This window comes from Bilophila sp. T19-St14, from assembly GCF_059728385.1.
Window position 1 is genome coordinate 2,651,595 of sequence record NZ_BAAGFT010000001.1, and the last position, 25,090, is coordinate 2,676,684.

Below are 25,090 nucleotides of genomic sequence, written 5' to 3' on the forward strand. Positions count from 1 at the left end.
AAGGGCGTTTCCAGGTGGACGAACGCTCCGCAATGCGGAACCTTCCCCCGATGGGAAAGGGGATTTCCGCTGGAGGGGATTGGTTTCGCGCTGCTGCTGACCGGGGCCGGAAGATCCGGCCTTCCGATGATCTGAGCGTTTAAGCCGGAAGCGGGGCGCTCCAGACAGGGTGCGTCCCCTCCATCCCGGCAGGAAAGGGCGTTTCCGGGTGGACGAACACTCCGCAATGCGGAACCATCCCCCGATGGGAAAGGGGATTTCATCCCTCAAACGAAGCCCCCATTTCCGTTTTCTTGGGCATGGGAAGCGATTGCCTTTTTATCTGTTCCAGCTATAGTCCAACAGCCCTCCTTGAAACTGTGTTTCAGGGAGGGCTGTCTTTCTCCTTTTTTCTTTTTGAGGTTTTTCATGTCTACGAAGCGTCGGGCCTATCTCACTGAAATGAAAACGCAGTTTACCCTTGCCGTCCCAGCCCTTTTGGCGCAGATCGCCATGGTTTCGATGGGGTTTGTGGATATGGTCATGACAGGCCGGGTGGGGGCCGTGGATATGGCGGCTGTGGCGCTGGCCGGGTCGCTTTGGGTTCCGCTCATCCTGTTCGGGCAGGGGCTGCTGCTTGCGGTCACGCCGTGCGTGGCGCAGCTTCGCGGGGCCGGCTCCATGCGGAGCGGCGAACACATGCAGGGCGTCGGGCACGTCATGCGGCAGGGGATCTGGATGGCGCTGTTCATTTCGGTTCCGCTCATCATTATCGTCTATCTGATATCGTTCCATCTCGCCGATATGGGCGTGGAGGGCTCTCTTGGGCTCATGACGGGGCAGTACCTGCGGGCGATCATCTGGGGCGCGCCGGCCTATCTGCTGTTCGTGGCGTTGCGCTGCGGCATGGAGGGAATGGCGCTTATGCGCCCGGCGATGTTCGCGGGCTTTATGGGGCTGCTCATCAATATCCCATGCAACTACATCCTGATTTTCGGCAAGTTCGGCCTCCCGGCGCTCGGCGGGCCGGGTACGGGCGTCGCCACGGCGATTGTCTATTGGGCGATGTTCCTGACGATGGTGGTGTATGCCTCCCGCCATCCCTACCTGAGGGAACTGATGGCTTGGCGGGTATGGGAACTCCCCGCTTGGGCAACGCTCAAGAAGCTGGTGGGAATCGGCTTCCCCGGTGCGCTGGCCATGCTGTTTGAGGTGACGCTGTTCGCGGCGGTGGCGCTGCTCATCGCGCCGCTTGGGGCCATTCAGGTGGCCGGGCATCAGGTCGCCCTGAATTTCAGCTCGCTGCTGTTCATGGTTCCGCTGTCCATCGGTACGGCGGCAACCATCCGCACGGGGTTTGCCCTTGGGCGCAAGTCGGTGGAGGCCGTCCGCGTGGCAAGCCGCTCCTCATGGCTTTTGGCTTGCATGGCGGCGTGCTGCACGGCGACGGTGACCATCCTCTGGAGGCATCAGATCGCCGCCGTTTACAACAATGATCCGGTAGTGCTCGGGCTGGCGTCGCACTTGCTGCTGTTCGCCGCGACCTATCAGATTACGGACGCCGTGCAGGTGGTCAGCGTCGGCATCCTGCGCGGGTATAACGATACGCGGGCCATCCTGTGCGTAACGCTGGTTTCCTACTGGATGCTCGCCCTGCCGCTGGGCTACACGCTCGGCAGGACGCATCTGTGGGGCGACCCCGTCGGCCCGCAGGGGTTCTGGACGGCGTTTATCGTCGGCGTATCCGTCGCCGCCGTCCTTTTGGTCAGCAGGGTGCGCGTGTTGGAGCGCCGTTTGCTTTCCGGGTTTGATCGGATCAAGGTTATGGAAGGGTGAAGGAAATTGGGGAGGGAAAGGGGGAACTTTCTGAAGAAAGTTCCCCCTTTCCCTCCCCAACCCCCTCCCTTTCCCCCTCAAAGACTTTTGACTGGTGGGGAGGCTGCGCGGCGGGAGTTCGTTCCTGCGGGAGATTGGGGAAAGGTGACGGCCTGTTGAAAGATTTTTCAACAGGATTTGTTTATGGCTTTTAGCCTGTTGAGGGTGCGAAACGGCTGAAACAATAAGACGCCCGCTATGTGCGGTGTAAACAAGAGGTATGTACAAAAAACACCTTTCCAGTACGCTGATATTGTTCAGGCCCGGCGTAATCTGACAAGGAAAGGTATTTTTTAGGTTCTGTTATAGTATGTGGTTGTTTCATCTCCACAGTGCGGTGAAAATACAGCCTTTTTCTCCTGTTTTCCCCTTGGCGGGATCCACGGCTAAGGCATTTTGCCGGCTATCCCTTTGGAGCTTCAAGGAAAAAAACATCAACCATTTTTTATAACACAGCCATTTTTTATGGCTGTGCCGTAGGAAACGGTTGATGCTTTATTTCTTGAAATTCCAAAGGAATAATCAATAAAATTTTTCCAATCATGGAGCCTATCAGTGAAAAAATGGGGAAAAAGGCTGTATTTTCAGCATACTGGTGGGATGAAACAACCACATGCTATGACAGAGCCTTTTTTATCTTTCATAATGCGCTGTTATGAATATGGCTCTGTTATAGTTTGTGGTTGTTTCATCTCCAGAGTGTGGTGAAAATACAGTTTTTTCTCCTGTTTTCCCCTTGGCGGGATCCACGGCTAAGGCATTTTGCCGGTTATCCCTTTGGAACTTCAAGGAAAAAAGCATCAACCATTTTCTATAACACAGCCATAAATATAATGAGTATTCCCATATATCGGGATGTATATAGAATATTTTTCTGGCGATGAATTCCGTTCTTAAACCTGCGTAGGAATGGAGCCCTATCGTGGTTAACTGGTTCAGTTGAATTTTTATTTACTATTTTGAAAAATAAAATATTAAGTATTTGCTATGGATATAGTTGTTTTATATTTCTAATATGATGAAAATACAGTTTCTATCTGCTTTTCCGTCACTGAGGCTCTTATCTGAATTTTACTGGTTATCCATTTGGAATTTTAATAAAATATCAATCAATTGCTATGACATAATCAATGTTAAAATTTATTGTGATACAGCCTGAAATATCAACCGGTTGTTATCATAGCCTTTGGCTAAAATGATAGCCCTTTGAAGGGACTCTTCAAAGGGCTTTGTCTTTTGTAAGGCTCTGTCGTGGTATGTGGTCGTTTCATCTCTACAGCACGGTGAAAATACAGCCTTTTTCTCCTGTTTTCCCCTTGGCGGGATCCACGGCTAAGGCATTTTGCTGATTATTCCTTTGGAACTTCAAAGAAAAAAGCATCACCCCTTTTCTATGATGCGGCCTTGTTTTTTGTAAAACCTTCATGAGGGATTTGATAAGGTCAAAAATCTTTGAGAGGGGTGGGGGAGGTTTGGAGGGGGCGGGGGGAACTTTCTATAGAAAGTTCCCCCCGCCCCCTCCAAGTATCTACTTCCCCCTCCTTTTCGCCCAATACTCTCGGACGGCCCTGTTGTGCGCGGCTAAATTGGTGCTGAACACATGGGAGCCGTCTTCCCCGCGCGCGACAAAATAAATGTAGTCGTGCTTTTCTGGATTGGCGGCCGCCTTGAGGCAGGCGAGGCCCGGTGAACAAATGGGGCCGGGCGGCAGGCCGGGGCGTTTGTAGGTGTTGTAGGGGTTGGATTCGTCGTCGAGGTGCCTGCGCCGCAGGTTGCCGTCAAAGCCTTCCCCAAGCCCGTAGGCAGTGGTGGGATCTGCTTGGAGCAGCATGTTGAGCCGCAGACGGTTGGCATATACCCCGGCGACGCGGGGGCGCTCGGAGGGGACGGCGGTTTCCCGCTCGACGATGGAAGCCAGCGTGACCAGACGCCGCACCTCGTCCCGCCCGGAGGGGCCCGGACGCTTGCCGCCGGGCCAGAGCGGGGCGGTTCTGCGCCAGAAGTTGTCGATAAGCCGCCCGACGACCGATTTTGCCGTGGTTTCATTGAGTTCCAGCGGACGCATGATCAGGTAGGTGTCCGGGAACAGGAAGCCTTCCGCGCTGTCGAACGGAATGCCCCAGTGCCGCAGGAAGGCCGGGTCATGGACGAGCTTGGCGAAATCCTCGAAACGCACCATCCGGGCCTTTTCCAGCCGCTTGCCCACTTCCCACCATGCGAGGCCTTCGGGGATCGTTACCCGGTCGAGCAGGGGGGAGCCGTTGACCAGTTGATCGATGACCTGTTGCGGCGTCCAGCCCGTGTTGAGCCGGAAGCGTCCGGGCTTGAGCGCGTGGGGAATGTCCCTGTAGTTCATCCAGCGAAGCAGGAGGATGAACTTGTCGGCGTTGCGCACGGCCCCAAGGCGGACGAGCTCAGGCGTCAGGGTGCGGAACGTCGTGCCGGGATTGACGGTCACTTCCACATTCTGAGCGGGCGCGACGGCGGGATCGGTGCCGGGGCTGTTCAGGAAGTCGTAGGCCAGCCAACCGGCTCCGCCGCAAGCCAGCAAAACCAGCAGCATGAACCCGAACAGGAAGCGCGGCCAGAGGCGCTTGGGTTTGGGCGTCTCGGACGCAGAGGCGGGTGGCGGCGTTTCCTCTTCTTCATCATTTTCAAGGGGGAGGGGAGGTGTTGCGTCGGGCTCCTTGTCGGCCTGCCGTCCCCCCTCGGCTTCGGGGGGGGACGCATTGGGATGTTGTGGAGCTGGAGTATCCTGCTGTTCCCGCGCATCCGGCGGGACGGAAGGGATGCCCGTTTCTTCCGGGCGTGAGGCGGCGGGCGCGTTCTTGCCTGCTTCGGGGGACTCGTTCATATGGCTTTCCGTTTGGCTTCCGGTTGATCAAGGAAAGACTGTAGGATGCGTACTGCGGCCTGCTGGTCGAGTACGGCCCGGCCCTTGGCTGCGGAACGTCCGGCGTCCCGGAGATCCCGTTCGGCTTCGTAGCTGCTGAGGGCTTCCTCCATCCAAAACAAGGGGAGGGTGGTGCGCCGGGCGAGGCTTTTGGAAAAGTTGCGGACTTGCCGGGTTGTGAGGCTCTCCTCGCCGTCAAGGTCGATGGGTAGCCCTATGACGATGGCGTCCGCGGCTTCGGCCTCAATGAGGGCGAGCAATTCCTCAAAAAAGGCGGCGCGGGTACGCATGAGGATGGTTTTGCGGGGGAAGGCCATGCTGCCCCCGGTATCCGAAACCGCGATGCCGGTGCGTTTCTGGCCGTAGTCTATGGCGAGATACTTCATAAAAATCCTTTGCGGAATGGGTCGTATGCCCCGGAAGGGAAGCGGCGTCTCATGGTGCGGGAAACCCTGCGGAGGGGGCCCCGCAAGGGACACGGCCCCGTAACCGGGCGAAGACACACTATCCCGCGCCCCGTCAGGACGCAACCCGTTGTAGGCCGGCCCGGCGGGTGCTAGAAAGAAGCGGTGCTTACAATCCCAACCAAGGAGCTGTTTATGGATTTTCTTGAGCTTGTAACCGGGGCCCGGACTTGCCGCCGCTTCCGGGAAGCCGAGGGGATGCCCGCCGGAATGCTGGATTGGCTTATTGAGTGTGCCCGCGTGACGCCTTGCGGCGGAAACGCTCAGGCGCTGCGGTTTGCCGTTGCGGAATCCCCGGAAGCTTGCGCCGCCGTTTTTCCGGCCTTGAAGTGGGCGGGGATGCTGCCCGATTGGGACGGCCCCGAAGCAGGCGAACGTCCCACCGGCTATGTGGCCATTCTTGGTGAAGCGGGGGCGCGGGCAAAATTGAATGCCATCGATGCGGGCATCGCCGCACAGACCATCCAGTTGGCGGCGTACACGCGGGATCTCGGCTGCTGCATTTTCCTGTCCTTTGATCCGCGCAAGATCCGCGAGGCGTTGGGCATCCCGGAGAACCTTGAGCCGCTGCTCGTGCTGGCGCTCGGCTTCCAAAAGGAAGCCCGCTGCGTTGAAACCGTGGGCGCTGACGGATCCGTGAAGTACTGGCGCGACGCGCAGGGCGTCCATCATGTGCCGAAACGTCCCCTTGAGGAATTGCTGATCATCAAAAAGTAGCGGAAAGAAGGGAGAAAACGGCTCTTTACAGAAGGGGGGCCGCCCGCTATAGTCATCCGAGCTAGGGGAGCCTGTCAAAGGCTGAGAGTGGGTTCGTCCCAGACCCTTGGAACCTGATGCAGTTGGTACTGCCGTAGGGAAGCGTCATCATGCCTGATCCTGAAACGCCCGTCCCTCGTGACGGGCGTTTTTTGGTTGATGGCCAACCGCACGAGGCTTTCATGAATATCACCGTAAACGGCGAGATCACCGTATGCAGCGAGGGGGCGACGTTGCTCGACCTTATCCTCCGGCTTGGGCTGTCGCCCGAAAAAATCGTGGTGGAGCGGAACAGGGACATCGTGCCCGCCGGGACGTTTGCCGAAACCGCCCTGCAGGACGGCGACTCGCTTGAACTGCTGCAGTTTGTCGGCGGCGGGTAAGGATTCCCGGAGCAGATATTCTCTTGAAGGGGGATGGCCTCCGGGACAGTTGCCTTTTCAATGGTTTTCTAGGTTATGTCATCGTTTTTCGTATAATTATTTGAAATTATTTTAAAATAATCTTTTTGTGGCTTGAAAAAAGTTAAATAGTTTCAATTGATTATATTTAATTGACGGCACGGCCTAAAAAATAGGTTTTGCATTTCAGATAGTTGAAATGCAACGTTCATTGAAAACGTGAATCCCTCTGGCCTCCGCCTTCCTTTGTTCTCCCTCATGCTTCGGCTGTTGAGGGAACCCGACAGGCGTTGCTCCGCACCGCCGGGTGCTTTTTCGGGGCGTTCTTTTGGGGTGTTTGCCCCGTCATATTTTCCGAGTGTTCACTCAAGGATGGGCCATGAAAACGAGTTCGGATGCATTGATCATCGGCGGTGTGGAACTGCACAGCCGCCTGTTCATCGGTACGGGAAAATACGGTTCGGACAGCCTGATCCCGGCGGTTGCGGAAGCTTCCGGCGCGGAAGTCATCACCGTGGCGCTGCGGCGTGTGGATCTCGGCAACCCGAAAGACAACGTGCTGAGCCACATCCCCGGCACGATGCGGCTTTTGCCGAACACCTCCGGCGCGCGCACCGCTGACGAGGCCGTGCGCATCGCCCGTCTGTCCCGTGCCGCCGGATGCGGCGACTGGATCAAGATCGAAGTCATTTCCGACACGCGCCACCTCCTGCCTGACGGCTACGAAACCGCGAAGGCAACGGAAATCCTCGCCAAGGAAGGCTTCACTGTCCTGCCGTACATGAACCCCGATCTGTATGTGGCCCGCGATCTCGTGAATGCCGGGGCCGCCGCCGTCATGCCCCTTGGTGCGCCCATCGGCACGAACCGCGGCCTTCAGACCAAGGAAATGGTGCGCATCCTCATCGAGGAAATCAGCCTGCCCATCGTTGTGGACGCGGGCATCGGCAAACCCTCGCAGGCTTGTGAAGCCATGGAAATGGGCGCGGCGGCCTGCCTTGTGAATACCGCCATTGCCACGGCGGGCGATCCGGTACGCATGGGCGCGGCTTTCGGCGAAGCCGTGCGCGCCGGGCGCAGCGCCTTCCTCGCCAAGGCGGGCCCGGTCTTGCAGGGTGGGGCGTCGGCTTCTTCGCCGCTGACCGGGTTCCTCGGCGGGCATGATGAAGGGGCGGCGTCATGAGCCGTCTGTTTTCCGACATCCTGCCGGAGTGGCCTCTGGATGCGGTGGAGGAGGGGCTGGCCTCGGCCACGGAAACGGATGTGCTGTCCGCGCTGGAGCTGGCGGCAAACGGCCGCCGTCTGAGCGCGCGGGACTTCATGGCGCTGCTGTCTCCCGCCGCTTCTCCGCACCTTGAAACGATGGCCCGCATTGCCCGCGACGTGACGATCCGGCAGTTCGGGCGTTCCATCCAGTTGTTCACGCCGCTTTATCTTGCCAACTACTGTACCAACCAGTGCGTATATTGCGGCTTCAATACGAAAAACCATATCCATCGTTCCATGCTGACGATGGAGGAGGTGGAGTCCGAAGGCAAGGCCATCGCCGCGACCGGGCTCCGCAATATCCTGCTGTTGACCGGTGACGCCCCCAAGCTGACCGGGCCCGCGTACATCGCGGAGGCGGCCCGTCGCCTGCGCCCGTATTTCCCAAGCATCGGCGTCGAGGTCTATTCCATGAGCGAGGATGAGTATCGGATGCTTGTGGACGCCGGGGTAGACTCGTTCACGATGTTTCAGGAGACCTATAACGAGGAGCTGTACCTCAAGCTGCACCCCGCCGGGCCCAAGCGCGATTTCCGGTTCCGCCTGAACGCCCCGGATCGGGCGGCCCGCGCGGGTATGCGTTCGGTGAACGTGGGCGCGCTGCTCGGCCTCGATCAGTGGCGGCGCGACGCCTTTTACACCGGGCTGCACGCGGACTGGATTCAGGCGGCGTATCCCGGTGTGGACATCGCCGTTTCCGCGCCGCGCATGCGTCCGCATGAGGGTTCGTTCAACGACATCCATCCGGCTTCCGAGCGGGATTTGGTGCAGTATATCCAGGCGCTCAGGCTCTATCTGCCCGCTGCGGGGATCACGCTGTCCACGCGCGAGCGCCCGTTCCTGCGCGACAGGCTCATCGGGCTTGGCGTCACCAAGATTTCGGCGGGCGTTTCCACCGCCGTGGGCGGGCATGCCCACGCCGCGCAGGATGCCGCCGGGGAGCACGATACCGCCCAGTTTGAGATTGCCGACAACCGGGATGTGGATCAGATGATTGCCGCTATTGAAGCGCAGGGCTATCAGCCCGTGTGCAAGTCGTGGGAGCCCCTTGACGAAGCCTACGCCTGCGGCAAGTCGGCGTAGGGGAAGGGTGGAGGTCGGGGATTGGGGAGACTGGGGAGGGGAAAGGGCCCCTTTTGAAAAAGGGCTCCCTTTCCCCTCCCCAGACCCCACCCCTATCCCCCTAAAACTTTTGACTGATGGGGAGGCCGCTCGGCGGGAGTTCCGTTGTGCGGGGCGTTGTGGGGAGGTGCGGAATGGCGGATGGGGTTGTCGGCTGGGATGCCGTATTGGAAGGGCATCTTACGGCGGGACAGCGCAGGGTGTTGGCGTCGGCGCGCATCGGCATGGCCGGAGCGGGTGGGCTAGGTTCCAATTGCGCCGTCTTTTTGGCCCGGACGGGCATTCGGGATTTCGTGATTGCGGACCCGGATGTGGTGGCGCTGTCCAATTTGAACCGGCAGCATTTTTTCCCCCGGCATTTGGGATTGCCGAAGGTTGAGGCGTTGGGCGCGGTTTTGCGGGAGCTGAACCCGTCCGCTGTCCTGCGGCTTGAGCAGCGGGCCCTTGATGGCCCTTCGGCCTGCGCGTTGTTTGCCGGATGCGACATCGTTGTCGAGGCCGTAGATGATCCCGAAGTGAAAAAGAGCCTCGTCGAAGCCTTGCTTTTGGCCGGGCATCGTGTGGTTTCCGCTTCCGGCATGGCTGGATGGGGCGGCGCTCCGATGACCGCCCGGAAGCTCGGAAGCCGTCTTGTCGTGGTCGGCGATCATGTCAGCGGCATTGGGCCCGGCATGCCGCCCCTTGCCCCTCGCGTCGTCATGGCTGCCGCCATGGAAGCCGATGCCGTTCTGGAAATGCTGCTGGGCAAGTGCAGTGAATCGCTGGGGACGTGAAGGAACGCTTTCCGAAGGCTATTTTCCCTTTCCTTAAAAAACTCCTTTTTTCTAGGTTGTGGCGTTGATTTGATATAATACATTGAAATTATTAATTATATTATAGAAAATGGTTGATGCTTTTTTCCTTGAAGTTTCAAAGGAATAACCAGCAAAATGCCTTAGCCATAGGTTTCGCCAAGGGGGAAACTGGATAAAAAGGCTGTATTTTCACCACACTGTGGGATGAAACAACCGCATACTATGACAGAGCCAAATTATTTAACTGTTTTTAAAGCTATAAGATATTATTTTTAATAATTTCGAATAGTTATATGTAAAATGACGACATGGCCTAAACCATTCAAAGGTGATTGTCCCGGTTTCCGCTTGCATGTTCAACAAAACAAGAGGGTACCGTCCTTTGAATAGTTCCAATTTCTTATCCTATATACAGTACAGCTGGTTGTTAAGATACGATCATTTGATGCAGCGCCTTTTAGAAAAAGGCCGTTTCATGGCAGACGATAGGTGCTTTATTCTAGGTCGTGCCGTTATTTTGAATATAATTATTTGAAATTATTGAAAATATTTTTTTAGATTTTGAAGAATAGTTAAATAATTTCAATATATTATATGTAATTAACGACACGTCCTAATGCCTTATTTATTGAAGCGGCTCTGTCATGGCATTGGATTGGCGTAATTTTAGAGCCATTGTCTTCATTGCGTTTTTTAAGGTAGTTGCCGAAGATTTCCGTGGCAAAAAATGCTCGTCGGCACTTATTTTGAATTGCATAAAATGAACATCGAGCTTTTACTATGATGGAACCATTGCTTGTTTCAAGCGATAACGGATGAAAGGTTTCGCTATAGCTCCCGCCAGCGGGAAATTGGAGAAAAAGGCCGTATCTCCGCTCCAGCGTGGAGATGAAACAATCATATGCTGTGGCAAGGCTCAAAAAAGCCCCGAACCTTTATGGTTCGGGGCTTGCTTTTTGCTGAGATGCCGGGAGACGCCCTGTAGAGGGACGGCTTCCCGTGCCGCCCGTCCCGCCATCGACCCTTATAAAAGTTTTAGGGGGATAGGGGAGGGGGGGGGCGGGGAGGGGAAAGGGAGCCCTTTTTCAAAAGGGGGGGGCTTTCCCTCCTCAACTGCTTGTCGGCACTTATTTTAAATTGCATAAAATAAACACATAGCGGATTTGCAAATTTGAGTAAAGCGTAGCGAATTAGCTGAAATAGCGTTCGTTACGCTATATTTTTCTCTTGGCGAAAAGCCAAAGAAAACCACGATACAGCCAAACGGTGCAGAAGTTCAGTTACCACCTCATTACCCCCGTAACGGGTGCAGATTTCTTGCTAAATGGTTCTTTTTCTGCGATTTGCGTAATTCTGCATAGCTGTCGGTAACTCACTATAAACTAATTTTGTAACCAAAAAAAGGAGTGAGTTATGCGAAGTACATTCAAGGTCTTATTTTACGTGAAGAAAGGCAGCGAGAAGCCGAACGGCAACCTGCCTTTGATGTGCCGCCTCACGGTGGACGGAGAGATTAAACAGTTCAGTTGCAAGATGGACGTTCCCCTGCGGTTGTGGGACGTGAAAAACAACCGTGCTTCGGGCAAGAGCGTCGAAGCGCAGAGAATCAACCTCGCGGTGGATAAAATCCGAGTGGAGGTAAACCGCCGCTACCAAGAACTGATGCAGACGGACGGGTATGTTACCGCCGCCAAGCTCAAAGACGCCTATCTCGGTATCGGCGTCAAGCAGGAAACCTTGCTGAAGCTGTTCGAGCAGCACAACGCCGAGTTCGCCAAGAAGGTCGGGCACAGCAGGGCGCAGGGGACATTCACCCGTTATCGGACGGTCTGCAACCACATTCGGGAGTTCCTGCCCCATACCTACAAGCGTGAGGACATTCCGCTAAAGGAACTCAACCTTACATTCATCAACGACTTCGAGTATTTCCTGCGCACGGAGAAGAAATGCCGCACCAATACCGTGTGGGGCTACATGATCGTGCTGAAACACATCGTTTCCATAGCGAGGAACGACGGGCGTCTGCCGTTCAACCCCTTTGCAGGGTACATCAACTCTCCCGAAAGCGTCGATAGGGGCTACCTTACCCAAAAGGAGATACAGACGCTCATGGACGCACCGATGAAGAACACCTACCATGAACTCGTACGGGACTTGTTCGTCTTTTCCGTGTTCACGGGTTTGGCGTACTCGGACGTGAAGAACCTCACCGCCGACCGCCTGCAAACATTCTTCGACGGCAACCTGTGGATAATCACCCGACGGAAGAAAACCAACACCGAATCGAACATCCGTCTTTTGGACGTTCCCAAGCGTATCATCGAGAAATACAAGGGACTTGCAAGGGACGGTCATGTTTTCCCCGTTCCGAGCAACGGCAGTTGCAACAAGATACTCAAAGAGATAGGCAGACAATGCGGTTTCAAGGTGCGCTTGACCTATCATGTTGCCCGCCACACGAACGCCACGACCGTACTTCTGTCGCACGGCGTACCCATCGAAACCGTGAGCCGCCTGTTGGGGCACACGAACATCAAGACCACGCAGATATACGCCAAAATCACCGCCCAGAAGATAAGCCAAGACATGGAAACCTTGTCGCACAAGTTAGAGGAGATGGAGAAGAACATCTGCCGAGCCATTTAGTCACCTTAAAACAGCATACCGATGAAAGAAGAAAGGAACATCATCATGATAGATGAATACGGCAATATCTCCCTACCGACCGACATAGGCGCAACCGCCATGACCGAGTGGGAAATCTGCGAACTGTTCGGGGTTATCACCCCGACGGTTCGGGCAGGGATAAAGGCACTCTGCAAGAGCGGGGTATTGAAAGAGTACGGCATCAAACGCCTTGTCCGTCTATCGGACAGAAGCAGCATAGAGGTTTACGACCTCGAAACGATAGCCGCCCTCGCTTTCCGTGTCGAATCGTTCGGGGCGGCGAGAGTCCGCAAGCTATTATTAGACAGGATTATGAACGGGCGAAAAGAGAAAACGACGGTTATCGTGTCTGTCGTTGCCGACACCGAGCCAAGCCGCCGATGGATGGCGTAACGGTCAGTCGGTCGGGGTATCAGTCCGTAATACAGTCACACGGTCATACATTCATACGGTCATACCGTCGCACGGACAGAAAGGGGCTGTTTCCCGACCGCAGGAAAGCGGAACAGTCATTCCCGTTTACAAAGGCGAAGCAAGCACGGGGCTTTCCGTCGGCTGCAAGGTCGGGCGGCTACGCCGTTAGGGGAACAATCTCCACCCTCATGCTTCGGGTAGATTCTTCCCCTAAACCTTGCATCCGACCGCCCCGAGCAAAGAAGCCTTTGAAAACGGAAACGACCGCCCCGCCGCCCACCATCGACCGAAAGGGAAAAATAATAAGATGGGGTTCGGTATAGTCGGTAAAGTCGGCACAACGAGCGCAGACAGCCAAGTACACAAAGCGGATTCAACCGCCGAGCCGATAAGACACGGGCAGACCGCCGGCACACCGCAGGGTATTTACGGAGAAAATACCGTAGCTTATTAGGGAATTTTCCGAGCCGCAATACTCCATATCGCTGAAAATTCCCCAATAAGGCAAGGGGCAAGCCCCTCTGCACACCCCGTCGGGGACGGCTCTTTGCCGCCCCCGAAGATACAAAGAATCATTGTTTCACAAGCTAAAAAAGAAAGGAATATATATGGGTTTCGTAGTATTGCATATGGAAAAGGCGCACGGTTCCGACAGCGGAACGACCGCCCACATAGAGCGTTTCATCATACCGAAGAACGCAGACCCCACACGCACGCACCTGAACCGAAAACTCGTTGCCTACCCCGACGGGATAAAAGACCGTTCGGCGGCTATCCGGAGAAGACTGGAAGAAGCGGGGCTGACACGCAAAATCGGAAACAACCAAGTACGGGCAATCCGAATCAACGTGTCGGGAACGCACGAGGACATGGAACGCATCGAAAGGGAGGGGCGTTTGGACGAGTGGTGCGCCGACAATATGAAATACTTCGCCGACACGTTCGGAAAGGAGAACATCGTGGCGGCGCACCTGCATCGGGACGAGGAAACGCCCCACATACACGTCACGCTCGTTCCCATCGTCAAGGGAGAGCGCAAGCGCAGGAAAAGGGAGGAGCAGGCGAAGAAGCGATACCGCAAGAAGCCGACCGACACCGTGAGGCTGTGCGCCGACGATATTATGACACGCCTAAGGCTGAAATCCTACCAAGACACCTACGCCGAGGCGATGGCGAAATACGGGCTGCAAAGGGGCATAGACGGCTCGAAAGCACGGCACAAGTCCACGCAGCAGTATTACAATGAAACGAAGAAACTCGCCGACAGCCTCAAAGCGGAGGTGGTGGATTTGCAGCGTCAGAAAGAAACGGCGCAGGAGGAACTAAGACGGACGAAAAAAGAGATACAGACCGAGAAGCTGAAAGGGGCAGCCACGACCGCAGCCGCCAACATCGCCGAGAGTGTCGGTTCTCTTTTCGGCAGTAACAAGGTCAAGACGCCGGAGCGGGAGAACGCCGCCCTGCACAGAGAGGTAGCCACGCACGGGGAAGCCATCGAAGCCCTGCAAACCCGAATACAGACCATGCAGAACGACCATCACCGTGAACGGATGGAGCTGGAAGCCAAGAACTTGTCGGAACTTAGCCGTAAGGAGGCTGCGCATACGGAGGAAACCACGAGGCTCAAAAATCGGATTTTGTGGCAAAACCACATTATCGGCTGTCTCAGTTTCCTGCTGCTCAAAACAAGCGACATCTTCCGCAAGGCGGTACACGGCATTATCCGTCTGGCAAGGGATTATTACAAGCCCCGTTTCGATACGGAGCAAGTATCGGACATCAAGAGTGTCCTTAACCTCTTCGGTGATGATAAGCAGTCTCACCGTGCAGCCGGGGATTTTCTGTATATTACTGCCACGCAGAAAGGCAAACTGGATAACCGGGAGCAAATCAAAGCCAGACGGGAAGTCGATAACGTGGTAGAGGGGCGGTACGACCAACAGCAGAAGAGAGGCTTTTCGATGAGAAGATAAAAGATAGCTTCACGAAAAAATATACTCAAAATACTAAGAGTTTATTGATGTATAGCCAAATGAAAAAAGTAACTTTGCAAAAAATAGATGCAGAAAATGTGAGAAAGAAAATTTTTATTGGAGATGATAGTATGGCATTAGTAAAGCACGATTATCCTATTTTGGAATACGATACCGCATCAAAAGCAATCTTTCAGCCGGGAAATGGGAAAAAGCACTTCCCTAAAAAAGCCGTATTTGCATTTTTGGGGGATGAAGTGGAAAAGTATGCACATGCCCACAGTGGAATACAGATAGATGAATTTGAGAGTGCAACAAAATTATATCCCATCTATGAATGCTTTCATAATCAGGAAAGGATATGTTTATGTCCGGCTCCGGTTGGGAGTGCTGCTGCTGTCCAGATTTTAGAGTATTTAATAGCAGGAGGTGTGACAGAAATTATTTCTGTCGGTTCCTGCGGTGTATTGGAAGATATTCCGGAGAACAGATTCTTAATACCCGTTTCTGCATTGAGAGATGAGGGAACTTCTTACCATTATCTTCCGCCATCCAGAGACATAAAGATTTCAACAGCAGGAATAAGTGCAATCAAATTTGCTTTAAATCAAAAGAAAATCCCATATTTGGAAGTCAAGACATGGACAACAGACGGTTTTTATCGAGAAACACTGGAAATGGTGCAATACCGCAAAGAGGAAGGCTGTCAAGTAGTGGAAATGGAATGTTCTGCACTGGCTGCATGTGCAGAATTTAGAGAAGTAATATGGGCTATGTTGCTTTTTACAGCCGACACGCTCTCGAATCCTCATAAATACCAAGAACGGAAGTGGGGAAAAGCAAGTGTATCCACCGCCTTGGAACTGGCATTTGACGCTGTTGTATTAATCAAAGAATAAAGGAAACAAATCTATATGGAAAATACAATGAACAATCGGAATGAAATCCCACAACAAGTGAAGCAAGTCGTTTCCATAGCAGAAACCCTATTGCAGGGGCAGATATTGGGAATGTATTTATATGGCTCTGCGACAATGAATAAATTGCGTCCGGACAGTGACATAGATATATTGATAATAACCAGACAAGAATTGAATCTGTCAACGAAAAAGGAGTTGACCAAGCAATTATTGGAAATTTCCGGCTTCGTAGGTTGCGCCGAAAAAAGACCATTGGAGATAACTGTCATCCATCAAAAAGACATTATTCCGTGGCAGTTTCCGCCCAAATGCGAGTATATGTATGGGGAGTGGCTTCGGAAAGAGATGGAAGCCGGAATGATTCCGCAGGCGTGTTTCGACCCTGATATAGCGATTCTATTATGGCAGGCGAGAAAAAGTAGTATGACGCTGAAGGGCGCAGATTGCAAACAACTTATTCTCCCGATTCCGTTCCGCGAAATACAAAAGGCTATTCAATTTTCTCTACCCGGTTTGATTTCCAATGTTAAGGGAGATGAAAGAAATGTGCTATTGACGCTATCCCGCATGTGGTTTACATTAGAAACCGAAGACGTGACAACGAAAGATGTTGCTGCGGAGTGGGTGATTCCCCAATTGCCGGAAACCTTTTCTTCCCTGTTGAAAACGGCAAAGGAAGCCTATTTGGGAAACCTGTCTGACGAATGGGAAACAATGGAAAATGAAACGCTCGCGCTTACCGGGTTTATGAAAGGTCGGATTGAAGAATTGCTTAAAGCCAAAGGGTAAAGCAAGCAAAAGCAAGAATATCCCTACAATAAATAAACCGTTTGAAATGGTGCTGCCTCTTTTACAATAATACACCTATGAGAAAAGTAATCCTTTATATTGCCGTCAGTCTGGATGGCTATATCGCTGACAGCGAAGGTTCCGTTGAATGGATAAGCGGACAAGATAAAAACGTGGAGATGGAAGACACCTTTACTCCATTCTTCAGTGGTGTGGACACGGTCATTATGGGAAAGAGAACCTACGACCAAATTGTGACCGAACTTTCTCCCGACCAATGGCCCTACGGGGAAGCGATGACCTATGTATTGACTCATCACAGTGAAGAAGAGGGCACAGAAAATATCCGTTTCAGGAATATGGATGTATGCCAACTGGTAGAGGAGTTGAAACAGGAATCGGGTAAAGATGTGTGGATTTGCGGAGGTGCAGAAGTGGCGCAACAACTCATCGCAAACAATCAAATAGACATTTATCATCTGGCGATTATACCGGTTCTTCTCGGTAACGGCACAAGGCTGTTTGGTGCTACCGATAAGAAAATTGACTTGGAAATGATTCGTACCAAGAAATACAACGGCATAATAGAGGTGGTATATAGTCGCAGGAAGATTTGATGTTTACTGTTTTAAAATCTTCTCCCTTTAGAATACACGATTAAAGATTACGACCATATTTCCGATTTACTGCTCGTAAATTATTGATTAATAATCAGTTGTAAATACTAACATTATAAATTAGAGACTATATAAACAAGAAAAACATTCATACACATTTTCTATTTTTGAGAAAATTCGTATCTTTGCACATAAGAGAGTTATTTGACAGCATAGCAACGCAAAACGCTGAAATTCGCACAGTTGCTAAATCGTTACCTCTATTTCTCAAATAATTCGCTAAAAGTTTATTCTTCAATCGGTTAAGTCAAACCGATAAAAATCTAAAATAAACATTGAGCTTTTACTATGATGGAGCCATTGCATGTCTCAAGCGATAACGGATGAAAGATTTCGATTATAACTCCTGCCAACGGGAAATTGGAGAAAAAGGCCGTATCTCCACTCCAGCGTGGAGATGAAACAATCATATGCTGTGGCAAGGCTCAAAAAAGCCCCGAACCATAAAGGTTCGGGGCTTGCTTTTTGCTGAGATGCCGGGAGACGCCCTGTAGAGGGACGGCTTCCCGTGCCGCCCGTCCCGCCATCGACCCTTATAAAAGTTTTAGGGGGATAGGGGAGGGGTTCGGGGAGGGGAAAGGGAGCCCTTTTTCAAAAGAGTGGGGCTTTCCCTCCTCAACTAGTCGTCGGCACTTATTTTGAATTACATAAAATGAACATCGAGCTTTTACTATGATGGAGCCGTTGCATGTCTCAAGCGATAACGGATGAAAGGTTTCGATATAGCTCCTGCCAACGGGAAATTGGAGAAAAAGGTCGTATCCCCGCTCCAGTGTGGAGATGAAACAACCATATGCTGTGGCAAGGCTCAAAAAAGCCCCGAACCATAAAGGTTCGGGGCTTGCTTTTTGCTGAGATGCCGGGAGACGCCCTATAGGGGGCGGCTTCCCGTGCGGCCCGTCCCGCCATCGACCCTTATAAAAGTTTTAGGGGGATAGGGGAGGGGTTCGGGGAGGGGAAAGGGAGCCCTTTTTCAAAAGGGGCCCTTTCCCCTCCCCGATTCATTCACCTACACATTCTCAACCTGCTGGATGCCGTCGAGCTTCCATGTGCCGTCGCCGGAGGCGGGACGGACGAAATGCCAGATTTCGCGGACGTCGATGGGCGCTTCCTGCGAGGGGTCTTCGCGGAGCAGGACGTTGAAATAGACCTGCGCGATCTGCTCGTTGCCGATGGTGTCCACGGAGAGGAGCGAGGCGTTCACAAGCATGATCTCGGTGTTGCCGGGGGTCTTGTCCTCGGCGGCCTGCTGCTGGATCTCCTTCTGGAACGCGGGGGTGGAGAACTGGGCGATGTCGGAGAGATCGCGCTTGTCCCACGCGCTGTTCAGACGGGTATAGGCGGCCTTCGCGCCGCGAAGGAACTCTTCTTCATCGAATCCGGCGGGCTTCTTGGGCTCGTCCTGATACAGGGGCTGCTGGCCGGAAGAAGGGGCAGTCAGCGCATCCCAGTCAAAGCCGCCCTTGCCGCTTTGGGGAGCCGCCGTGCGCTGATGCGTCGAATCGGAGTCGGGCGTGCTGCGGAGCGAGTCGAAACCGCCCGCATTGGGCTGTCCGGCGCCCTGCGTCGCGGCGCGGCGTCTGCTGAAGAACTTGAACGCAAGGAAAAGGAGGCCGCCGATCAGGATGATGTCGAGGAAGCCGCCGCCATTGAAGCCGCCGCCGAAGAGCAGCGAACCGAGCAGGCTGCCGGCGAGAAGGCCGCCGAGCATACCGCCCATGCCTCCGAAGAGACCACGGCTCGGAGCGGCGGAATTGGCCATCTGCTGGCTCTGGCGGTTGGTCTGCTGGTTGAATGAGGAGGAAGGATTAGAGGGCAGCGGTTTCGTGTAGGGCTGGCTCATGGACGGGCGTCCGCCGAAGGAACGGCCACCGCCGATACGGGCGGCATCGGCCTCACCATAGGCGAAAGCCAGCATGACCAGAACCAGTACGGTGCTGAGACAGGCATAAAACGACTTGGGCATGATGTGTCCTCTGGATGGTTGGGCAGGCGTTTCCTGCCGCTGGTTTGGGTGTTGCAGTGTACAGGGTAAGGACGAAGTGGGAAAAAAGCAAGCCCGGCACGTCCTTGTTGGGAAACGCAGCCGGGCTTTCTCATCCGTTCGGGGCATCAGGGCCGCATCCACTGGGCGGCGGAGGCGGCAAGGGCCTGCATGTCGTTGATGAGTTTGCTGGTATGGTATCCGTCTGCCGCGGCATGATGGACGGAAACCGAGATCGGCAGAAGCGTGTCCGCCCCCTGCGCAAAGTACTTGCCGAAGGTGATGATGGGCGGCAGGAAGGGCGGTTCCGCGGCCTGCACATGGGCCATGCCGGTAAAGCTCAGCCACGGCAGCGCGGACATGGGGCAGCAGTTGGCCGGCCTGCCCGGTTTGGCCCGGACGCCTTTGACATCTTTGTAGGTTTCCATGTCGCTCAGGACGTTTTGGTAGAAAACGGGAAACGATTCGTCGTACTCGCTCCAGACGTCCGAAAACGTTTTGTCGTCGTCATGGAAGATCGTATAGGACGGGTTGATGAAATCCCAGTAGCCGGGCGCGCCGTGCTCGTTGAAGCCCATGCGGAATTCCCGGTTCGCATTGACGGCCCGTGCCGCGATATAGAGCAGGAGCGGGTAAAAGCGCAGCCCAAGGGCCTTGCCGCGTTCGCGCAGGGTGGTGACGGTCAGGTGGGCGGTCAGGTCATAGCGGCATTTCACTGTGCGGATGTAGTACTCGAAATGCCCGCTGCGGGGCCATGCCGCCCGGTCGAACAGGTGGAACGAGGCCTCGCGCATGGCTTATTTCTTTCCCGGAGCCGCTTTAGGGCAGCTGTTCATATAGACCCAGAAAATGGTCTTGATTTCCAGAGGCTTTTGCTTGCCCTCCGGATCTTGGAGGGGATCGCCTGCCATGCTGGCCGAGAAGGCCCACCAGCCGGGGAGCGGACAGACAAACGTAAAGACGCCTTGGCTGTCCGCTTTGACCTGCTGCGTGTCGCCGAAGGCGGAAATGGGCTGCGGCGTGGGCTGTTTATCCTGCTTTTTCGCCTTGGGCTGGGCCTTGCCGTCCTGCGGCGGCGCGTTGGGATCTTCCGGCTGGGTGACGTTGGGCTTGATCGCCGGATCGAGCCGGGCCACGTCGATGAGCGCACCGGGGATGGGCTTGCCGTCAAAGAGGGCTTGCCCGGAGAAGGCCATGCCCGAACACAGGCCGAAGGGGCGGCTCAGGGGCGAGATTTCAAAGCTGATGTTGGCGGGCTTGTCCCAGCCTTCGGCGGAGCCGTAGGCCGGGATCTGTACCTTGGTGACATACTGGACGAACTTGTCCTGTTCGGGAACCCAGCCCGCCTTGGTCTGCATGACGAGCTGGTAGACGCCGGGGTGGGGCAGGGAGATGTTCGTTGTCCATGCGCGGGCGCCGTAGGCGACGGCTTCGTCGAGGACGGAAAGGTGCTCGCTCCGATCCAAGGTGTCGCCGCTGTAGCGCAGTGCGGTGAAGACTTGCGGGCGTTCGATGGGGATGCCCGCGCCCGTTGCCGGATCGACGGCGCAGATGACGAGGTTGAGGGATGTTTTTTCCGGGTCGTCAACAATGGGGCTGTCGGGAAGGAGCAGGCCGAAACCGGCATGGGCCGGAGCGGCCAGAAGCATGGCCAGCCCGATGGTCATCAGGATACGTCCGAACATGAAAGGCCTCCGCAGTCGGGGTTCTCATCTGTTTTGGGGGAGCGGCTCGTGTGGGGAGCTCCAGTTGTATTGGAAATCGTGTTTTTCGCGCGGCGTTCTGGCGACGACGGCCACATCCACGGCGGCGGCCCCGGCATGCGGATCGAGCAGGGCGAGGGCGGCGCGGCGCAAGGTCGTGCCGGTCGTGTAGGTGTCGTCGACGAGCAGGATACGCTTGCCCCGGACTTCCGGGAGGGAGAGGAACGCGCCCTTGAGGTTGGCGGCGCGTTCGGCTTCGCTCAAGCCCACCTGATGCCGCGTGGGGTGCCGGCGGAGCAGCAGATCGGGCATAAGCGGCACGCCGAGGGCGTCGGACAGGGGGCGGGCCAGCTCCTGGCACTGGTTGAATCCGCGCTCGCGCAGCCGGGTGGAGTGCAGGGGGACGGGGACGATGGCGTCAGGCTTGGGCAGATCCTTACAGGAAAGGGCGAGGAACCGTCCGAGCAGGTGCAGCACCGCGGGGTCGGCGCCGAACTTGCCGCGCAGGAGAAGCGTTTTCAGCGCGCCGCTGTATGCGCCGTAGAAGCGGAAATGTTCCCACGGCGGCGGCGTTTTTCGGCATGCCTCGCACAGGGCGGGCTCGGAATCCGGGAAGGGGCGGAGCTCGCCGCATGAGGGGCAGTACCCTCCCTTGCGGGGACGGAGCAGGGCCCGGCAGGCAGGGCAGAGGGGGATCCGCATGCGCTGCCCGCTGCCGCCATCGGCGGGGAGTTCCCCCCCGCTCAGCGGGGAAAAGGGGATATGGCACAGGATGCAGCGCCGCTCGTCCAGCGAAGTGGCGTGGAGCAGATCCCGTAACGGCTGGAGGAAACGAAAACTTCGTTCATTCATGATGCAAACGTGTGGCCTGTTCGGCGGCTTCGAGCCCGAATCGTTCAATCTGGGCAATAAGATGTGGATGCAAAAGATCGTCGGGCCGCTCCACGCCGCGCAAAAGCAGCGGCTCGTGCAGGCTGAACCCCAGCGTATCCAAAAAACAGCGCAGGATGAGGAGGTTGGCCTCAAAGAGCCTGTCGCCCCGCGTACGCGCCGCGCAAAGGACGGCATGGGCGGGGCGGCGCGGCGTGGGCGTTCTCTGCCGCTCCCAAAAAAGCTGTGCCCGGTCGATGAAGCCCTTGAGCTGTGCCGGGGGGCCATAAAAATAGACGGGGATGCTCAGGATGAGGCTGTCCGCCCGTTCCATCCGCCGGAACAGCCCGGCGGCGCCGTCCCCGTCAAAGGCGCAGCGCCCCGGATGTGAGGAGCAATAGCCGCAGCCGATGCAGGGATGGATCGTGTAGTCCCTGAGGCTGATGCGATCGACGGCCGCACCGCGCGACGAAAGGGCCTGTTCCAGCAGGCGGGCGGCGGCATCGGTGCTGCCGTTGGGGTGCGGGCTGCAGGCCAGAAGGCAAACGTGCGTCGCTTGTTCGGGAGGGTCCAGTTCGGCGCGGGAAGGGAAGGGCGATTCCATGAATCCTCCTTTTGTCGGGCGGAGAACACGTCTGTGCCGGAACGCCGGAGAAAGGCTGGTTTGAAACCATTCTCCCCGACAGGGAGGATGTCAATGATTTCCGGGCGGAACGCTCCGGCCCGGAATTGGGGCCGGAGCGGAGGCTTCTAGTCGGAGAAAACCCATTCGAGGATGGCTTTCTGGGCGTGCAGGCGGTTTTCCGCTTCGTCCCAGACGATGGAGGCTTCGCTTTCCATGACCTCGTCGGTCACTTCCTCGCCGCGATGGGCGGGCAGGCAGTGCAGGAACTTGACGCCGGGGGCGGCGAGGCTCATGAGTTCGCTGTCCACGCAGAAGCCCTTGAAGGCTTCCTCACGCTTTTTCTGTTCGCTTTCCTGTCCCATGGAGGCCCACACGTCGGCATAGATGTAGTTCGCGCCGTCGACGGCAAGCTTGGGATCGTGGGTCAGGAAGATCTTCGCGCCGGACTGGAGCGCAAGGGAGAGGAGCTGCTGATCGGGCTCATAGCCGGGGGCGATGGCCATGTTGAGCTGGAACGGGAAGTACATGGCGGCTTCGATCCACGAGTTGGCCATGTTGTTGCCGTCGCCCACCCACGCTACGGTGACTTTGGAGAAGTCGGGGGTACGCTCGTAGATGGTCAGGAGATCCGCCATGAGCTGGCAGGGGTGGCCCTGATCGGTGAGGGCGTTGACCACCGGGAGGGAGCCGTATTCGGCGAGTTCGTCGAGCTTTTCCTGCCCGAACGTGCGGACGATGAGGCAGTCCACGTAGCGGGAGAGCACGCGGGCGGTGTCGCGCAGGGGCTCGGAGCGGCCGAGCTGGCTTTCGGCGGGGGTCATGAAGATGGTCGTGCCGCCGAGCTGGCGGACGGCGACGTCGAAGGAGACGCGCGTGCGCGTGGAGGCTTTTTCAAAAATGAGCGCAGCAACCTTGCCGTCCATGCAGTGACCGCGATAGTTGGTCTCTTTCATTTCCTTGGCACGGCGGATGATTTCCCATGCCCCGCTGTGTCCGAGGTCGCGGATTCTCATGAAATGCTTTGGCATGACGTTCTCCTGTATGGACGCTTTGGAAAAAGTGAAAAGGTGATGCCCGGCGGGCGGAAATCGACTTTGCGAACACATTTTTTTAGAATCAATCGCACTAAAAGTAAAGGATGGGCAGGCTGTGAAAGGGATTCATCTTGATCCGCACCGCAGGTACCGGGAGCGGTGCGCCCCGCGCGAGGGCGAATGCGGGTTCCAGATCGTGATCGGGGAGACGGATCTGCGGGTGACGGCGGTGTCGCCCCTGCCGGAAGGCTTCAAGGACGCCTTGGCTGCCCGCGTGCGTGCCCTGCGCAGCGAACTGGAGGCGTGGATCGTGCTGCATCCCGAATTCCGGCACAGCCTTGTGCCCGTCCCGCTGTCCTGTCCCGTGCCTCCCCCCGAAATCGTCCGGCGCATGGCGGAGGCTTCGGCCATTGCCGGTGTGGGGCCGTTCGCGGCGGTGGCGGGAACCATCGCGCAGATGGCGGCGGAATCGCTTTCGGATCGCTCCCCGGATCTCATTATAGAGAACGGAGGTGACATTTTTATGTACTCGCGGCGCGATCGTGTGGTGGGGCTGCTTCCCGACCCTGCGTCCGGGGTGCTCATCGGGCTGAACGTGGCGGCGTCGGCGTGCCCGCTGGCCTTGTGCGCGTCTTCCGCAACCATCGGGCATTCCCTGAGCTTCGGGCAGGGCGAGCTGGTGCTTGTGCGCTCCCCGGACGGGGCGCTGGCGGACGCGCTGGCGACGGCGCTGTGCAACCGGCTGCAAGGCCCCGGCGACGTCAAGGCCGTGGTGGACTATGCCCGGCGTTTCGTGAAGTATGGCCTTACCGGGATTTTCGCCCAGTGCGGGGGGGCCGTCGGCGTCTGGGGCGACATGGAGCTGACGGCGGTGGAACACAATGCTTGAGGTGGAACACCGGTGCTGAAAGGGAAAGCGTTTCCGGGGGAAAGGGGCCGCACGCCTTTCCCGTCCGCCCCCAAAAACGCCGGTGCGGGGCCCCGCCTTTTCCAGCGGCTTTGCGGGCTGAACCCCTGCTTGCCTTTTCCGGCACAGGCACTTTTGCCATGAACCGCATCCCAAAGCTGAAATGTTTCAATATGTGGGTATGGGAAGAGGCATGCACACCATCGAGCAAGATCGGCTGAGCCAAGGCCGCCGGAACAGGCCGGGAAGGGCCATGCACACCATTACGCAGCTTGCGCCTGAAGACATCCCCGCAGCGGCGGAGGTCATCCGGCAGGCGTTCGCCACCGTCGCCGAGGCTTTTGACCTCACGGAAGAGAACTGCCCCACAAGCGGAGCCTTCCTGCGGGATGCGGCGCTGGCCGAGGAGCTGGATCGGGGGGCCGTCCTGTACGGCCTGTCCGATGGGGACGGGCTTTCCGGCTGCATGTCCCTCAAGCGGAAAGACGGGGCGACATTTTATCTTGAAAAGCTGGCCGTGGCCCCGTGGAGCCGGAACCGGGGATACGGCGGGGCGCTGGTGGCGCACGCCGTGGAGGAAGTGCGGCGGGCCGGAGGCGGGACGATCCGCATCGGGGCCATGTACGAAAACAGGGAATTGGTGCGCTGGTACGAGCGGCATGGCTTCGGCATTACGGGAACCCGGAAGTTCGCGCACTTGCCGTTCGTGGTGTGTTTTATGGAACGGCGCGTATGACAGCGTGATTTCGGCAAGCGTTCTCCCGGTTGCCATGCTGGGGAGTCGGGAATGGCAAGGCGCATGGACGCATGCAGGGGATATTCATCTTTTCGATGGATTATAAAAAATATTTTAAATTTCATATAGTTGAATCCAGATTTCATTGAAAGGTGAATGCCCTGAGTGCGGCGGCCTCTTGAAAAGGCATGTCCGTTCATGAAAAGCGGCAAATCAATAGGGCTGCGAAACTTAGGGAGAT

Annotated in this window: 22 protein-coding genes and 1 riboswitch; of the genes, 14 read left to right on the forward strand and 8 right to left on the reverse strand. The window is 56.1% G+C overall.

Going from position 1 to position 25,090, the window contains the following annotated elements:
- Positions 1-408 precede the first annotated feature (408 nt).
- Complete coding sequence (locus tag AC6I1V_RS11255) at positions 409-1,815, forward strand: MATE family efflux transporter (protein ID WP_308772147.1); 1,407 nt, start codon at positions 409-411, stop codon at positions 1,813-1,815.
- Positions 1,816-3,382: 1,567 nt separating this feature from the next.
- Here AC6I1V_RS11255 and mltG read toward each other — a convergent pair.
- Positions 3,383-4,708 carry an endolytic transglycosylase MltG gene (gene mltG, locus AC6I1V_RS11260; RefSeq protein ID WP_486854847.1) on the reverse strand — a complete coding sequence of 442 codons (1,326 nt, stop codon included), beginning with the start codon at positions 4,706-4,708 and terminating at the stop codon, positions 3,383-3,385.
- The gene (gene ruvX / locus AC6I1V_RS11265; RefSeq protein WP_302553312.1) at positions 4,705-5,133 is read right to left on the reverse strand and encodes a Holliday junction resolvase RuvX; all 429 of its coding nucleotides are present in this window, start codon (positions 5,131-5,133) and stop codon (positions 4,705-4,707) included. The genes mltG and ruvX overlap by 4 nt, the downstream gene beginning before the upstream one ends.
- Before the next feature lie 213 nt (positions 5,134-5,346).
- On the opposite strand from ruvX, the gene AC6I1V_RS11270 reads away from it, so the two are divergent.
- The 11 genes from AC6I1V_RS11270 to AC6I1V_RS11320 all read left to right on the forward strand — a co-directional run bounded on the left by AC6I1V_RS11270 (position 5,347) and on the right by AC6I1V_RS11320 (position 16,930).
- Positions 5,347-5,928, forward strand: coding sequence for a nitroreductase family protein (locus AC6I1V_RS11270; RefSeq protein WP_486854846.1), 582 nt, complete (start codon positions 5,347-5,349; stop codon positions 5,926-5,928).
- A gap of 53 nt (positions 5,929-5,981) precedes the next feature.
- Positions 5,982-6,085: riboswitch (TPP riboswitch) on the forward strand.
- 64 nt (positions 6,086-6,149) lie between these two features.
- Positions 6,150-6,350, forward strand: coding sequence for a sulfur carrier protein ThiS (gene thiS / locus AC6I1V_RS11275; RefSeq protein ID WP_302553328.1), 201 nt, complete (start codon positions 6,150-6,152; stop codon positions 6,348-6,350).
- A 397-nt stretch (positions 6,351-6,747) separates the two neighbouring features.
- Positions 6,748-7,551 (forward strand): thiazole synthase, encoded by an 804-nt coding sequence (locus tag AC6I1V_RS11280; protein ID WP_302553314.1) that lies wholly within the window; start codon positions 6,748-6,750, stop codon positions 7,549-7,551.
- Entirely contained in the window at positions 7,548-8,717 is a 1,170-nt protein-coding gene (thiH, locus tag AC6I1V_RS11285) for a 2-iminoacetate synthase ThiH (protein WP_486854845.1), read from the forward strand. Before AC6I1V_RS11280 ends, thiH begins: the two co-directional genes overlap by 4 nt.
- 173 nt (positions 8,718-8,890) lie before the next feature.
- Positions 8,891-9,529 carry a sulfur carrier protein ThiS adenylyltransferase ThiF gene (gene thiF, locus AC6I1V_RS11290; RefSeq protein WP_486854844.1) on the forward strand — a complete coding sequence of 213 codons (639 nt, stop codon included), beginning with the start codon at positions 8,891-8,893 and terminating at the stop codon, positions 9,527-9,529.
- A 1,434-nt stretch (positions 9,530-10,963) separates the two neighbouring features.
- A complete protein-coding gene (locus AC6I1V_RS11295; protein WP_044065638.1) occupies positions 10,964-12,196 on the forward strand; it encodes a site-specific integrase in 1,233 nt (410 codons plus the stop codon).
- Positions 12,197-12,241: 45 nt separating this feature from the next.
- A complete protein-coding gene (locus AC6I1V_RS11300) occupies positions 12,242-12,610 on the forward strand; it encodes a hypothetical protein (RefSeq protein ID WP_249853633.1) in 369 nt (122 codons plus the stop codon).
- 629 nt (positions 12,611-13,239) lie between these two features.
- Complete coding sequence (mobV, locus tag AC6I1V_RS11305) at positions 13,240-14,604, forward strand: MobV family relaxase (protein ID WP_227740912.1); 1,365 nt, start codon at positions 13,240-13,242, stop codon at positions 14,602-14,604.
- A 47-nt stretch (positions 14,605-14,651) separates the two neighbouring features.
- Positions 14,652-15,503 carry a nucleoside phosphorylase gene (locus AC6I1V_RS11310; RefSeq protein ID WP_497736994.1) on the forward strand — a complete coding sequence of 284 codons (852 nt, stop codon included), beginning with the start codon at positions 14,652-14,654 and terminating at the stop codon, positions 15,501-15,503.
- A gap of 27 nt (positions 15,504-15,530) precedes the next feature.
- Entirely contained in the window at positions 15,531-16,313 is a 783-nt protein-coding gene (gene ant(9) / locus AC6I1V_RS11315; protein WP_197065809.1) for an aminoglycoside nucleotidyltransferase ANT(9), read from the forward strand.
- Between the two features lie 77 nt (positions 16,314-16,390).
- Complete coding sequence (locus AC6I1V_RS11320) at positions 16,391-16,930, forward strand: dihydrofolate reductase family protein (protein ID WP_042519993.1); 540 nt, start codon at positions 16,391-16,393, stop codon at positions 16,928-16,930.
- A gap of 1,069 nt (positions 16,931-17,999) precedes the next feature.
- On the opposite strand, the gene AC6I1V_RS11325 is transcribed toward AC6I1V_RS11320, so the two are convergent.
- The 6 genes from AC6I1V_RS11325 to argF form a co-directional block, all read right to left on the reverse strand.
- Positions 18,000-18,956 carry a Tim44 domain-containing protein gene (locus AC6I1V_RS11325; protein WP_482330371.1) on the reverse strand — a complete coding sequence of 319 codons (957 nt, stop codon included), beginning with the start codon at positions 18,954-18,956 and terminating at the stop codon, positions 18,000-18,002.
- A 146-nt stretch (positions 18,957-19,102) separates the two neighbouring features.
- On the reverse strand, positions 19,103-19,768 hold the full coding sequence (locus AC6I1V_RS11330) for a CatA-like O-acetyltransferase (RefSeq protein ID WP_486854127.1): 666 nt from the start codon (positions 19,766-19,768) through the stop codon (positions 19,103-19,105).
- Positions 19,769-19,771: 3 nt separating this feature from the next.
- Positions 19,772-20,659, reverse strand: coding sequence for a DUF4198 domain-containing protein (locus AC6I1V_RS11335; RefSeq protein WP_302553319.1), 888 nt, complete (start codon positions 20,657-20,659; stop codon positions 19,772-19,774).
- Between the two features lie 24 nt (positions 20,660-20,683).
- On the reverse strand, positions 20,684-21,529 hold the full coding sequence (locus AC6I1V_RS11340; RefSeq protein ID WP_482330374.1) for a ComFC family protein: 846 nt from the start codon (positions 21,527-21,529) through the stop codon (positions 20,684-20,686).
- Positions 21,522-22,151 (reverse strand): flavodoxin family protein, encoded by a 630-nt coding sequence (locus tag AC6I1V_RS11345; protein WP_486854126.1) that lies wholly within the window; start codon positions 22,149-22,151, stop codon positions 21,522-21,524. The genes AC6I1V_RS11340 and AC6I1V_RS11345 overlap by 8 nt, the downstream gene beginning before the upstream one ends.
- 146 nt (positions 22,152-22,297) lie before the next feature.
- Positions 22,298-23,200: an ornithine carbamoyltransferase gene (gene argF / locus AC6I1V_RS11350; RefSeq protein ID WP_302553322.1), complete on the reverse strand. Its 903-nt coding sequence runs from the start codon at positions 23,198-23,200 to the stop codon at positions 22,298-22,300.
- A gap of 121 nt (positions 23,201-23,321) precedes the next feature.
- Here argF and AC6I1V_RS11355 point away from each other — a divergent pair, with 121 nt between their 5' ends.
- Positions 23,322-24,095 carry a UPF0280 family protein gene (locus tag AC6I1V_RS11355; protein WP_486854125.1) on the forward strand — a complete coding sequence of 258 codons (774 nt, stop codon included), beginning with the start codon at positions 23,322-23,324 and terminating at the stop codon, positions 24,093-24,095.
- A 211-nt stretch (positions 24,096-24,306) separates the two neighbouring features.
- Complete coding sequence (locus AC6I1V_RS11360) at positions 24,307-24,849, forward strand: GNAT family N-acetyltransferase (protein WP_486850183.1); 543 nt, start codon at positions 24,307-24,309, stop codon at positions 24,847-24,849.
- Positions 24,850-25,090 lie beyond the last annotated feature (241 nt).

Excerpts from the sequence above, each read along its gene's own strand:
- AC6I1V_RS11255 (WP_308772147.1), top strand. The coding sequence starts at position 409 with ATGTCTACGAAGCGTCGGGCCTATCTCACTGAAATGAAAACGCAGTTT.
- mltG (WP_486854847.1), bottom strand. The coding sequence starts at position 4,708 with ATGAACGAGTCCCCCGAAGCAGGCAAGAACGCGCCCGCCGCCTCACGC.
- ruvX (WP_302553312.1), bottom strand. The coding sequence starts at position 5,133 with ATGAAGTATCTCGCCATAGACTACGGCCAGAAACGCACCGGCATCGCG.
- AC6I1V_RS11270 (WP_486854846.1), top strand. The coding sequence starts at position 5,347 with ATGGATTTTCTTGAGCTTGTAACCGGGGCCCGGACTTGCCGCCGCTTC.
- thiS (WP_302553328.1), top strand. The coding sequence starts at position 6,150 with ATGAATATCACCGTAAACGGCGAGATCACCGTATGCAGCGAGGGGGCG.
- AC6I1V_RS11280 (WP_302553314.1), top strand. The coding sequence starts at position 6,748 with ATGAAAACGAGTTCGGATGCATTGATCATCGGCGGTGTGGAACTGCAC.
- thiH (WP_486854845.1), top strand. The coding sequence starts at position 7,548 with ATGAGCCGTCTGTTTTCCGACATCCTGCCGGAGTGGCCTCTGGATGCG.
- thiF (WP_486854844.1), top strand. The coding sequence starts at position 8,891 with ATGGCGGATGGGGTTGTCGGCTGGGATGCCGTATTGGAAGGGCATCTT.
- AC6I1V_RS11295 (WP_044065638.1), top strand. The coding sequence starts at position 10,964 with ATGCGAAGTACATTCAAGGTCTTATTTTACGTGAAGAAAGGCAGCGAG.
- AC6I1V_RS11300 (WP_249853633.1), top strand. The coding sequence starts at position 12,242 with ATGATAGATGAATACGGCAATATCTCCCTACCGACCGACATAGGCGCA.
- mobV (WP_227740912.1), top strand. The coding sequence starts at position 13,240 with ATGGGTTTCGTAGTATTGCATATGGAAAAGGCGCACGGTTCCGACAGC.
- AC6I1V_RS11310 (WP_497736994.1), top strand. The coding sequence starts at position 14,652 with ATGTATAGCCAAATGAAAAAAGTAACTTTGCAAAAAATAGATGCAGAA.
- AC6I1V_RS11320 (WP_042519993.1), top strand. The coding sequence starts at position 16,391 with ATGAGAAAAGTAATCCTTTATATTGCCGTCAGTCTGGATGGCTATATC.
- AC6I1V_RS11325 (WP_482330371.1), bottom strand. The coding sequence starts at position 18,956 with ATGCCCAAGTCGTTTTATGCCTGTCTCAGCACCGTACTGGTTCTGGTC.
- AC6I1V_RS11330 (WP_486854127.1), bottom strand. The coding sequence starts at position 19,768 with ATGCGCGAGGCCTCGTTCCACCTGTTCGACCGGGCGGCATGGCCCCGC.
- AC6I1V_RS11335 (WP_302553319.1), bottom strand. The coding sequence starts at position 20,659 with ATGTTCGGACGTATCCTGATGACCATCGGGCTGGCCATGCTTCTGGCC.
- AC6I1V_RS11340 (WP_482330374.1), bottom strand. The coding sequence starts at position 21,529 with ATGAATGAACGAAGTTTTCGTTTCCTCCAGCCGTTACGGGATCTGCTC.
- AC6I1V_RS11345 (WP_486854126.1), bottom strand. The coding sequence starts at position 22,151 with ATGGAATCGCCCTTCCCTTCCCGCGCCGAACTGGACCCTCCCGAACAA.
- argF (WP_302553322.1), bottom strand. The coding sequence starts at position 23,200 with ATGCCAAAGCATTTCATGAGAATCCGCGACCTCGGACACAGCGGGGCA.
- AC6I1V_RS11360 (WP_486850183.1), top strand. The coding sequence starts at position 24,307 with ATGCACACCATCGAGCAAGATCGGCTGAGCCAAGGCCGCCGGAACAGG.